Raw genomic sequence first — 11,395 nt, 5'->3', positions numbered from 1 at the left:
AAGAGCCAATCCTTTTCGACCGTTGTTTAATTTCCTAACTACCTGTCGCCTCACCGGCGACGATTTTTAATTTTAATACCTTTTTTGATTTTTGTCAAGCACTTTTTTTATCTTTTGTTTTTGTCGCTGCGTTTCGCAGCGACAGTTTTATATTATAAGGGGATTTTTAAATTGTGTCAATAGGGGGGTAAAAATTTTCTCATAGCAAGATATATGTTCAAAACAAATTAGGAAGACAAAAGTCAAATTCTTTATCTCTATCACAAACTATCTTACCATCAATATATTCAAGCTTTGCAACCTGAAGTGATGTCCTCCAGTATCTATTATCTTTCCAAAACTCCTCTGTACCTTCCATACCCTCTGGATGAGTAAAGTAAAATACATAAGCCGTCTCATCATCTATTACAAGAACATCAGCATGATGTCCTATTTGCCCGTCATCTTCCCTTTTCCCTGGCCTGTCTAAGATATTTTCTTGCCTGTGCCACACATTTGCATCTTCAGAAGAATAAACTCCCAGTCCACACCACGGGTCAGTTATCATCCAGTACTTGCCTTTCCAATAAAAAACGTTTGGCCCCTCTTGAGGTCTGTCAGTTAAAGCTGGTCCCAAAACCTTCCAATCTTTTAGATTGTTACTCTCTGCCGCATATATGTATGAATGGTCTGCTTCATCCTTGTACCACATCCTAAAAGTCCTATCTGGCATCTGGAAAACGCATGCGTCGATAACCTTATTTGAATACAGTTCAAGTTTGCAGACAAACTCCCAGTCCCATAGATTCTTGCTTTTGTAGTACAAAATGTATCTGTCTGCATTCCAATCCTGTGGAACGCCAGGTACAAAGCTTACGTACATATGGTATTCCCCTTCACAGAATATTACCTCAGGTGCCCAGAAGGTGTTTCTGCCCCTGCCATATTGAAGATCTATAGTACCTCTATAAAGCCAAGTTTTGCCACCGTCTTTTGATTCAGCAATGCCTATGTCAGTACCATGCATGAAGGCCTTGCCAGGAAGTTTTTGGTTTGCTCTTCTGTTTGTGTACAAAATCCACCAACTTTTTTCAAGGTGATTGTATATAATTGTGGGGTCTGCCGCACCATCATAGATTGGGTCTCTAAAAAGGGGTGCTGGTGGCTTTGGCACATTTATCATCTCCTTTTAATAAATTTTACTCCCCTTTTGTACACTGGAATTAGCTTGGCGGATTTAATTATAGCAACCCTGTCATTATCCTTGTAATCAGGTGCTTTTTGAAGATATATGTCATGAAACTTTGAGATAGCAAGAGAGCTGTTTTCAATATCCCAGCATAGCCTTTTTATTTTCTAAATAATAAAGATAATTCTCGTACGGCACATCTGGGGGGACATCGGTGGTCAATGTGGGGTATAAAACCGCCTTGTGCTACTACCTTTTCAAGCCTTTTGAGCTCTTTTAGTATATCCTCTTTTGAACCTTGAAGTTTTGTTTTGTCAACACCACCCATAAGCCTTAGGTTATGAATAGTGTTTAAAGTATTAAAAATTATTTAAAACTTTATTAAACACTATTCTTTGTTAGGCTATATTCAGCCTAACTGGGTGTAACCCCACACCCTCTATCCCCTCTGCAAACGCTTCGGGGAATACTTTCCTTATGATATTATACGCACTATTAACATCGGCATTTATCAAAATACCTTTGTTGCTCTTAAATAAACCCCTTTTTATCCTTCTTTGTGGATTGTAGCTTGTTTTATTAATTTCTTCTCGGTCTAAAAAACTACAACCACTGGTGTAGCTCTCTTCTACAACTATGAAATTTATCCCTTCTTCTTCTTCACATTTGTACTTGAGCATGTTTACAAAATCATAAAAAGGAATACTTACAAAGTTTTGATTGTTTACTTTCCCTAACTCTATCTCCTGCTTCCATCCGCTATTGTATCCAATTACTAATGTGTCTATGTTGTTTTCCTTGCACCAATTAACTATGAATCTACTTGTTTTGTGCATAAAATCTTTTATCTTGTTATTCCTCTTTAAAGTTAGCTTTTCAATCCTTCTACTGATGCCTCTATTTCCTACATAGCTCATAAACTCTGCTCTCTTCTTGTTGAAGTATTGATTTATAGACTTAATAACTCTGCCATTAATAACAATAGGCTTTATGCCTATGTTATTTACCAAAGTTACAAAGTTATTAAGTCCTAAATCTATTCCTGCTATTCTTTTTGGCAGCCTTTTTATCTCTGCTATCTCCTTTTCATAGACTATCTCAACAACATATACACATCCTTTTGGAATTATCCTGACTTCTCTTAAGTTTCCTGCTACCCTTGTCTTAAGCCTCAAATCTGTTTTGGGAAAAGTTAAATATCCATCTTTAATTTTGCACTGTTGATTTGTAAATACAGAAATAGCTTTTCCATCTTTCTTCTTATATTTTGGTAACTTGGGTCTGCCATTAAATTTACTACTATCTCTTCTCCACTCTTCCATTGCTCTAAAAAATGACTTCCAATTCCTATCTAAAAGTCTTAGAGTCTGCTGGGCTGTCTGGGCAGGCAGGTTTTTATAAGTCTCATGTTCTTTTAATATTCTATTGAGCTCTTTGTATCTTACCCATTTGTTGTTTTTTATAAACTCCTGTCTTGTGATGTAGTTGGCATAATTGTATAAGTTTTTCGCTGCAAAGCATATTTCATCACAATACCTCCACAATTCATGATTTCTTTTTATCTGTATTCTCTCCACTCTCTTGACTATTATCTTCAAACACCTCTCTTTCTAAAAGTTGTTTTATCTTTTGAACTTTTCTTTTGCTGTAAAATTTCATACTGTAACAGTGTAGCAAACTTACAATTTCTTCAATTATTTCTTGAGAATCAAGCTTTTCGTCCCCAACTCCAGATACAATAACTATTTCAGTGTTAAATTTTCTAAATAAATGCTCAAATATCTCAAATCCTACTCTGCTTAACCTGTCTTTATAGGCTATAACAACTCTTTATTAAAAACCTTGTATAGTTTCTTATTATTCTTTGTTACTATACGCTTTCTCTTCATTGTCTATATCCTTTGGAAGACCTTGAGAATGCCAGGTTGGAAGTGTTTCGTTCCAATAGCCAAACTCAAAATTTGGTATTCTATCTACGTTTTGATAGTGCATAACTCTTCTGAACCTTTCTCTGTTTGTCAATTTACCTGGCGGAAATTTATTTTTAATTGTACTTCTCATTAGATTTCCTCCTCTTTCAGGCAAATTATCTATATTTATTTTGTTTGTTAATGTTTGTTTTACTTTTGCTTTTATTATATCACAGATTATATTCGGATTTGATAAAATTTTTTTGGCAAAGATAGACTCTTTTACAACAAACAAAAAGGGCAGCAGGAAAATTCTGCTGCCCACACTCACAATTTCAAGTCATTTAATTTTCAACACCCTGCCCACATTTTACTGCATCTGAGCAATACCCTGCTTGATCTGTTTTACCATAGCATCTGCTGCTTGCTTTGGTGTTGCCTTGCCTGTTGTGATAAGTGAGAGTGCATTGCCGGCTGGTGTCCAAACAGCAGACATCTCTGGAATGTTTGGCATAGGTATTCCTACTTTTGCTTGCTCTGCAAATGCGCTCATGATTTTGTTCGACTTGACCTCGCTACTTGCAAGCACCTTGTTCAAAACAGGTATTCTGTGACCAACCTTAAAGAGTGTCAAAGCAGAGTTCTCAACAAGATACTTCATAAGCTTGAAAGCTGCATCTTTGTTTTTGGACTTTGCGGAAACAAATGCTGCCTGAACACCAACAAACGATGGTGTTGGTTTTCCATCATCTGTCTTTGGTAGTGGTGCAACTGCAAATGGCACTTTTGCCTTTATAAAGTCTTGAACATCCCATGGACCGCTGATGTAAAATGCAATCTTCTGGTTCTGGAAGTTACCTTTTGCAATATCACCCTTGATGTCCTTTGGCATGAACTTGTATGTCAAAACAAAATCTCTTATCAATGAAAGTCCTTTTATTGCACCATTTGTTGCAAGTCCTATATCATTTGGATCAAGCGAACCACCCTTGTTCTTGAATACATATCCGCCGTTTTGAGCGATGAACGCAAAGCTGAAATAGAAGTTATTAACATCGTACATGAATCCAACTTTTTTAGCCAACGTGATGAGCTGGCTCATTGTCTTCGGAGCTTGTTTTACCTTTGATGTATTGTAGAAAAGCGCATATGTCTCCATAGCAATTGGAAGAGCATAGAGTTTCCCTTCAAATGAACATGCTTCAAGCGCAGTTGATACAAAGTTTTTCTTGTCAACAAGATTTGCTGGGACTGCTTCTAAAAGCTTTGCTTTCCAGAAAGCGCCGAGATTGTCATGTGGAAGACCAAACATGATGTCTGGGCCTTTTCCACTCATTGCAGCTGTCTGAAAGCTCTGGAATGAACCTTGGTCAGTGATGACTTTTACAGTATATCCATTTGCTTTTCCCCACTTGTTTGCAATTGGTTGCAAAGCTTTTACCTCATCCTGAGTAAGATGCGACCATACAGTAAGCTGCTTTTTGGATGTAGCAAATCCTCCGGTTAGTGGTATCAGTGCCACAAGCGCAAAAGCAATTATTAATGCTACAGTTAAGATTTTCTTTGAATTTTTCATAATCAAAACAACCTCCCTTAAATCTGTTTATTCAATATGCAAACGTTTGATAATAACATTATACATTTCTCTCTAAAAAAAGTCAAGAGAAAGAAAAATTTTTGTCTTCATTAATAAAATTAACTTTTCTCTCATGCAATCATTATAACACTTGAACTTTGCTGCACGAACTTCTTTCAACAATCTGATGTGGTACAATTATTCTTCTATACGTCTTTGTTGACTCGCTTAAATCCATCATCAGTACCTCTGCAGCAAGCCTGCCAAGGTGAAGAATGTTGATGTCAACTGTGGTAAGAGGTGGCTGACATATTTCACTTACATTTGAGTTGTTGAAAGAAATCACTGAAAGGTCTTTTCCTACTTTAAGATTGAGACTTTCAGCTACTTTAAAAACCTCAACGGCAATTAAATCGTCCATGCACACGATGGCGGTGGGCCTGTCTTCTTGATTTAAAATCTCATACGCACTTTCCCTATAGCTTTTTCTGTAATAGTTTGCAAATTTTATATATGGACTTTTTGGCTGTATGCCATATTTCTCAAGAGCCCTTTTGTAGCCAGAAAACCTGTCGTTTGTTACCATTAAATCACTTGGTCCACCCATGAATGCAATTTTCTTGTGTCCCAACTTTATTAGATACTCGGTTGCTTCAAATCCTGCCTTAACATTGTCATTGTCCACCCAGTTTACACTGTTTTCAAAGCCATTTGGTCTTCCAATCACAACAAACTTAAAGTCAATGCTCTTTAAATACTCAATAGCAGGGTCCTTTTCCCTTGATGAAAGGAGCACAAACCCGTCAACCTTCTTGCTCTCAACAAGTCTTTTCAAAAGTTCTCTTTCCTTTTCAGGGTTTGAGATTGCAAGCAGAATATCATACTCAAAGCTATTAACAACTGCACATATGCTTGTTATCACCTGGTCAAAAAAAGAATTTAAAAAGGCATTCTCGGGTTCTCGCGGCACAAATACACCAACCGTGAAAGACTTTTTTACAACCAGCCCCTTTGCATTTGCATTTGGAACATAACCAAGCTTTTTTATTGCCTCAAGAACCCGCTTGGTTGTCTCAGGGCTGATTTTGCTGCTGCCAGCAAGAACCCGTGAAACAGTTGATGGTGAAACATTGGCTTCTTTTGCAATCTCTTTTATTGTTGCCATCACCTATCAATCCTCGTGGGATTTTTGAATGTACATCTTCTCGTAGTACTCCTTTACCATCCTCTCTGCAGAGAACTTTTCAAGTGTAGATTCTATGCTGTTTTGCATCATCTTTACCCATCTGTCTCTGTTTTTGTAGTACGTTGGTATTACTTCGTTTTGCATGACATTAACTAAGCTCTTAAGGTCGTGACTATCTTGCTCTTTTTCGTCTTTTGACTCAAACCCATCGCCAATCTGCCACCCATTGATTCCATGCTGGCACGCCTCAGGCCACCATCCATCTAAGGTTGAGACGTTCAAAACACCGTTCATTGCAGCTTTCATTCCCGAGGTTCCGCACGCTTCTAAAGGTCTTCGCGGGTTGTTCAGCCAGATATCACATCCGCGGGTTAGCAACTTGCCAATTTCCATGTCATAGTCTTCCAAGAACACAACCTTGCCGGGATACTTTTTGGACATTGCAATGATGTTGTTGACAATCTCTTTGCCGGTATCATCAAGTGGATGGCTTTTGCCTGCAAAGATTATTTGAAGATCGTTTTTGAACATCTTGTCAGCCGCTTCTTTGTCTCTGAAAATAAGATCGCTTCGCTTATACGGTGCTGCCCTTCTTGCAAACCCTATTGTTAAAACATCCTCTCTTAATTTAATACCCGTCCTTTTTTCAACAAAATCCAAAAGCTCACGTTTTATTTGAGTATGTGTCTGCCAAAGCTTTTCAGGATTGTGTTTTGATTCTAATATTCTTCTGTCTACCCATGTTCCAACATGAACACCATTTGTGATACCAATTATTCTGCTTCTCCTGTCAACCTGAGCCCACATAGCATTTGCTGTTATTCTGTGCAAGTCAGACACAGCATTTGAGATGCGGGCAAGTCTTAGCGCTGCAACTGTCATATTAAAAGGAGCACCACCAATATAAACAAGCTGCTCTTCAGTTAAGTTCAAGTTTGCTCCCATGTACATAAGAAGTCTTAAAGGATGTGTTTCATTTCCTGCTTCAACAGGTGTATGTGTTGTAAACACAATCTTTTCTCTTGCTTTAGATAGTGCCTGTTCAAACGAAAGACCTTTTTCCTCCATGTAATATCTCACAAGCTCAAGTCCAGCAAATACAGCATGACCTTCGTTGAAATGATACACATCAACCTCTACACCAACCTCTTTTAAAGCTCTCACACCGCCTATTCCTAAAACCATCTCTTGAGCAACTCTTTCTTCACCAAACCAGCCATACAGCTGTCCTGTAATCCACCTGTCTGCATTTTCAGGAAGGTCAGTGTCAAGAAGGTAAAGGTCTGCGTTTTCGAAATTATCAACCTTCCATACTTTGCAGTATACATCTCTGTTTCTTATTCTTACCTTTACCTTTACGCCTGTGTCCTTTAAAAAGTCGTACCTGTAGATTGGAAAAGCGTCAATCACACCATATTCCTCTGTAACAATCTGCTTGTTGTACCCTTGCTTCCACAGTATTCCAACACCTACAACAGGATATCCTAAATCTTTTGCAGCTTTTAAATAGTCACCTGCCAGGATGCCAAGCCCACCTGCATAGATTTTGAAGTTAGAATCAAGACCGAACTCCATGCTAAAATACGCAACTGTAGGAAGTTTCTTCATTCTATCTAATCCTCCTTTGTAAAAGATTTTTTGTGGTGAGACAAAATTCCAAATTAACCCTTGACAGCACCTGCTGCAAGACCGCTCTGAATCTGTTTTTGGAGTGCCATGTATATGATCACAATTGGCAGTGACGCCAATATCGATGCTGCTGAGAACATAGGCCAGTTAGCTGAAAACTGGTTGTTTATAAAGTTTCTAAGTCCAATTGGCACAGTAGCGTTTTCAGGCGATTGCAGAACCAAACTTGAGAGCAAAAACTCGTTGAACACACCGTTAAAGCTCCAGATGAACATCACAGCAAGCATTGGTGCAGTAAGTGGTAGAATAATTTTTCTGAAAATCAGAAAATGTCCTGCACCGTCAATTATTGCCGCCTCATCAATCTCGTATGGTATCTGGTCCATGTTGCCTTTCAAAAGCCAGATGTTGAAAGCAGAACCGCCTGCCAGTACCAGAATGAGTGCAAAAAGATTGTCAAGAAGATTGAACTTTGCCAAAAGACCATAAATCGCAGGCATTGCCATAAATGTTGGAAACATCTGCAGAATTAAAAGTGTTTTGAGTCCATTTTTCCTTCCAACAAAGTTTATCCTTGAAAATGCATATGCTGCAGGAGCCGTCATGAAAATCTGTAAAAATGCAACTCCAAAACATACAATCAAACTGTTTTTGACCCACATCACAAAGTCAGGCAGTGTCTGTGATGGACTGCTCTTTTTCCTGAAAAGCTCTATATAGTTCTCAAACGTAATCTCTTTCGGGAAAAACGACGACTGGAAGAACGCTCCACCTTTTGACAACGACGCAACTACGATAAACCATGTAGGAAGTAGCGACAGTATTATCGCAATCCAAATAATCACTCTTGATATCCACAAGGCAATAGCATCCTGCTTTGTCATATACTCTCTTCCAACCATTATCTTTCACCACCCTCAAATGCTCTTGTTAGCTTCATGTTGATAAGTGAAATTGTCCCAACAATAAAGAAGATTATGATTGACATTGCAGAGGCAAGGTCGTACCTGTAAAACTGCATTGTAAGCTTGTATGTTGTTGAGACAAGAAGGTCTGTATGCCCTGCAAACTGAGTGTCAAGCCTTGCAGGTCCACCACCTGTAACAAGGTACACGACGTTGAAGTTGTTGAAAGCATATGCAAACGATGAAATCAAAATTGGAAGCGCTGTTGGTACAATCATAGGTATTGTAATTTTAAAAAGCTTTGTAAACCAGCCAGCTCCGTCTATCTCGGCAACCTCGTAAAGTTCTGGTGGAATTGACTGAAGAGCACCAAGTGACGCATTCATCATAAATGGGTATGAAAGCCACAGATTAACAATAAATATGCTTATCTTTGCCCAGAACGGGTCTGTCATCCAAGGTATTGGATCAAGGCGAAAAGTTTTTAAAAGCATATTTATAGCTCCATACTCTTCATTCAAAAGTCCCTGCCATGCCAATGAAGCAATTGTTCCTGGGATGGCCCATGGGATTATTAATATTGACCTGTAAATATTTGTCTCTTTCATAAATTTGTTGTTGAGAAGCACAGCAAGCAAAAGCCCCACTGCAAAATTGATAAGAACTGTAACAAATGCAAATGTAAATGTCCATGCAAATGTTGGCGCAAATACCTCTTTGAATGGTCCTGTTATGATGTCAACAAAGTTCTTAAATCCTACAAACTTGTAATCTTCCATGTGGTTGAGATTAAAATTTGTAAATGCATAATAAACTGTCATAGCAATTGGGAAGAAAGACAGCACTGCCATGGATATCAAAGCTGGCGCAAGATATACATAACCTATTGGCTCGCGCTTTTTCATAATCTTTTTTCCTCCTTTAAAATAATATGTGCAATCGTTTGCTCTCGAAAATATTATACAATCCTCTTGCTTGCGTGTCAACATTTTTTTAGTCTTTTCTATAAGGGTTTATTTAACAACTACAATTTCGAAACTCTCGGGATTCAGTTCAAGTTCAATATAGTATGAATAGTTTTTAATTTTCTGCTGCGTGCAGAAAAATTCAATCTCTCTGTTAACAATAAACTCTGACCACAACCTTATTTTTTGCAAAGCTTTGCGTGGATTAAAAAGAATGTACACAGTTTCAGTTTCACTTTTTCGTTCAAGGCAAAGAATGTCACCAATTGAAAACTCTTTAACATAGTCACTGTTTAATGCTGAAGATGTTTTTTTGAGATCAATCAATCTTCTGTAAAACTTAAAAATCTCCTTGTCCTGCTTTTCTTCTTCCCATATCATCCCCCTTCTGCAGTCAGGGTCATGACCGCCTTCCATTCCAATCTCATCGCCATAGTAAATCATAGGAATTCCCTGATAAGTAAGGTTGTATACTTGAGCAAGCATTGCAAGTTTTCTATTTCCAAGTTTTGTCAAAACCCTTTCTGTGTCGTGGCTGCCAATGAGGTTTAGCTGGCATGAAAAAAGTACAGGATTAAATTTTAGTCTGTAGTCTGCCAAAATCCTTGATGCATCCTCTGCATTATATTTACCCATCAAATACCTTGCAAAAACCTCCCACGAAAAGTAGTTCATAACACCGTCAAACATGTCTCCCATAAGGAAATTCTCGCTTCTGTGCATAACCTCGCCAATTAAAAGAATGTCTTTTTTTATTGATTTGAGCTCATTTCTTATCCTTCTTATAAAGTTTTTGTCAAGCTCGTTTGCAACGTCAAACCTAAAGCCGTCAACGTCAAACTCCAAAAGCCAGTATTTCAAAACCTCTAAAAAGAAGTCCTGAACATCTTTGTTTGAAGTATTTATTCTTGGCATGCTCCTCACATTTGTTGCAAAAGTCTCATAGTTTCCTTTTTGGATATCCACAGGCAAAGACCTTATATTATACCAGCTATAATACTTTGAATTTTCTCCATTTTTTATAACATCCTGAAAAGCAAAAAATCCGACGCCTGTGTGGTTAAAAACCATGTCAAGTATTATTCGGATGCCATTTTCGTGAAGACTGTCAACAAGTTCTTTGAACTCCTCTTTTGTACCCAAAAGCGGGTCAACGTCAAAGTAGTCGTCCACGTTATAGCGGTGGCTAGAGGTTGATTTAAAAATTGGTGTAAGATAAATGGCATTTATCCCAAGAGCTTTAAAATACTCTATTTTTTCTTTTATGCCTGCAAAATCACCACCAAGAAAAACTTCAGAGCCTGGTACATCCCAACTGCAGTAATCCCAATCAAATAGTTTCTTGCTGTGCACTTCTTTTTTGCCTCTTTTGAACCTGTCAGGAAATATCTCATAGACAACCAAACCCTCTGTGAAAGAAGGTTTTTCAAAGATATCTGCCTCATTTGCATAAGGAAACTGGAAAGCATCAAAATACAGGTTTTCCTCAGTATCTAAAAGTCCAAACTGGTTAAATACTTTAAAGCTTCCATCTAAAAGCTCAATCAAAAACTTGTACGCAAACCTTGGTGTTTTGTTTTGCACCTGTGCTGTATACACCTCAAACTCTCCCACATTCATGTAAAAGTCCATCTTCACTTTCTGTACATCCAAATCATACCTATCTGAGAATATCAAAGTGACGCTTTTTGCAAAACCTCTTTGCACCCACAGTTTTACATAAAACCTGTCCTTGCTCAGAGCAAAGATGTCATGAACTTGATTGTGAATAACCTGCAAACTTTGCACTCTCCTTCTGAAATATTTTTTTTGAAATACAACATTGAAATTTATTTTATCACTTTTCTATCTATAATGCAAATGTTTGCATAAATTTGTTTTGTAGGTACTTATAAAGTTTTTAAAATGTCAAATTTGGATATTTTCAAATCAATCAAATAATTGTAAAATAAAATATAACAAAAAATCAAAACACCACAATATTACGATAATACATTTTAAAAGAAAGGTGGAAAAAAATGCAGGATATAAGAAGCGTCAAGTCGCAGATATGCAG

At 37.7% G+C, this 11,395-nt stretch carries 9 protein-coding genes and 1 pseudogene; all 10 read right to left on the bottom strand.

Going from position 1 to position 11,395, the window contains the following annotated elements; all coding sequences use genetic code 11:
- Positions 1-217: 217 nt before the first annotated feature.
- The 10 genes and pseudogenes from H964_RS00395 to H964_RS00355 all read right to left on the bottom strand — a co-directional run bounded on the left by H964_RS00395 (position 218) and on the right by H964_RS00355 (position 11,118).
- A complete protein-coding gene (locus H964_RS00395) occupies positions 218-1,153 on the bottom strand; it encodes a family 43 glycosylhydrolase (protein WP_083931404.1) in 936 nt (311 codons plus the stop codon).
- Between the two features lie 413 nt (positions 1,154-1,566).
- A complete protein-coding gene (locus tag H964_RS00390; RefSeq protein ID WP_039763642.1) occupies positions 1,567-2,766 on the bottom strand; it encodes an RNA-guided endonuclease InsQ/TnpB family protein in 1,200 nt (399 codons plus the stop codon).
- Positions 2,714-2,998 (bottom strand): annotated as a pseudogene (locus H964_RS12015) (IS607 family transposase); the annotation flags it as partial. The pseudogene H964_RS12015 and the gene H964_RS00390, both read right to left, overlap by 53 nt.
- Positions 2,999-3,025: 27 nt before the next feature.
- Complete coding sequence (locus H964_RS12010; protein WP_228369973.1) at positions 3,026-3,229, bottom strand: hypothetical protein; 204 nt, start codon at positions 3,227-3,229, stop codon at positions 3,026-3,028.
- A gap of 219 nt (positions 3,230-3,448) precedes the next feature.
- Complete coding sequence (locus H964_RS00380; RefSeq protein ID WP_039763638.1) at positions 3,449-4,654, bottom strand: sugar ABC transporter substrate-binding protein; 1,206 nt, start codon at positions 4,652-4,654, stop codon at positions 3,449-3,451.
- A gap of 142 nt (positions 4,655-4,796) precedes the next feature.
- A complete protein-coding gene (locus tag H964_RS00375; protein ID WP_039763635.1) occupies positions 4,797-5,819 on the bottom strand; it encodes a LacI family DNA-binding transcriptional regulator in 1,023 nt (340 codons plus the stop codon).
- Between the two features lie 6 nt (positions 5,820-5,825).
- Entirely contained in the window at positions 5,826-7,448 is a 1,623-nt protein-coding gene (gene glgP, locus H964_RS00370; protein WP_039763633.1) for an alpha-glucan family phosphorylase, read from the bottom strand.
- A 53-nt stretch (positions 7,449-7,501) separates the two neighbouring features.
- Positions 7,502-8,371 carry a sugar ABC transporter permease gene (locus H964_RS00365; protein ID WP_039763630.1) on the bottom strand — a complete coding sequence of 290 codons (870 nt, stop codon included), beginning with the start codon at positions 8,369-8,371 and terminating at the stop codon, positions 7,502-7,504.
- On the bottom strand, positions 8,371-9,279 hold the full coding sequence (locus tag H964_RS00360; RefSeq protein WP_039763628.1) for a carbohydrate ABC transporter permease: 909 nt from the start codon (positions 9,277-9,279) through the stop codon (positions 8,371-8,373). Before H964_RS00360 ends, H964_RS00365 begins: the two co-directional genes overlap by 1 nt.
- A gap of 108 nt (positions 9,280-9,387) precedes the next feature.
- Positions 9,388-11,118 carry a glycoside hydrolase family 13 protein gene (locus H964_RS00355; protein ID WP_039763625.1) on the bottom strand — a complete coding sequence of 577 codons (1,731 nt, stop codon included), beginning with the start codon at positions 11,116-11,118 and terminating at the stop codon, positions 9,388-9,390.
- Positions 11,119-11,395 lie beyond the last annotated feature (277 nt).

This window comes from Caldicellulosiruptor sp. F32 (genome assembly GCF_000404025.1).
GTDB classification, from domain to species: Bacteria; Bacillota; Thermoanaerobacteria; order Caldicellulosiruptorales; family Caldicellulosiruptoraceae; genus Caldicellulosiruptor; species Caldicellulosiruptor saccharolyticus.
The sequence above is the reverse complement of the archived record's forward strand: the minus strand, read 5'-3'. Positions and strand labels throughout refer to the sequence as shown.

Coding starts and splice junctions, on each gene's coding strand:
- H964_RS00365 (WP_039763630.1), bottom strand. CDS start 8,371: ATGGTTGGAAGAGAGTATATGACAAAGCAGGATGCTATTGCCTTGTGG.
- H964_RS00380 (WP_039763638.1), bottom strand. CDS start 4,654: ATGAAAAATTCAAAGAAAATCTTAACTGTAGCATTAATAATTGCTTTT.
- H964_RS00375 (WP_039763635.1), bottom strand. CDS start 5,819: ATGGCAACAATAAAAGAGATTGCAAAAGAAGCCAATGTTTCACCATCA.
- glgP (WP_039763633.1), bottom strand. CDS start 7,448: ATGAAGAAACTTCCTACAGTTGCGTATTTTAGCATGGAGTTCGGTCTT.
- H964_RS12010 (WP_228369973.1), bottom strand. CDS start 3,229: ATGAGAAGTACAATTAAAAATAAATTTCCGCCAGGTAAATTGACAAAC.
- H964_RS00360 (WP_039763628.1), bottom strand. CDS start 9,279: ATGAAAAAGCGCGAGCCAATAGGTTATGTATATCTTGCGCCAGCTTTG.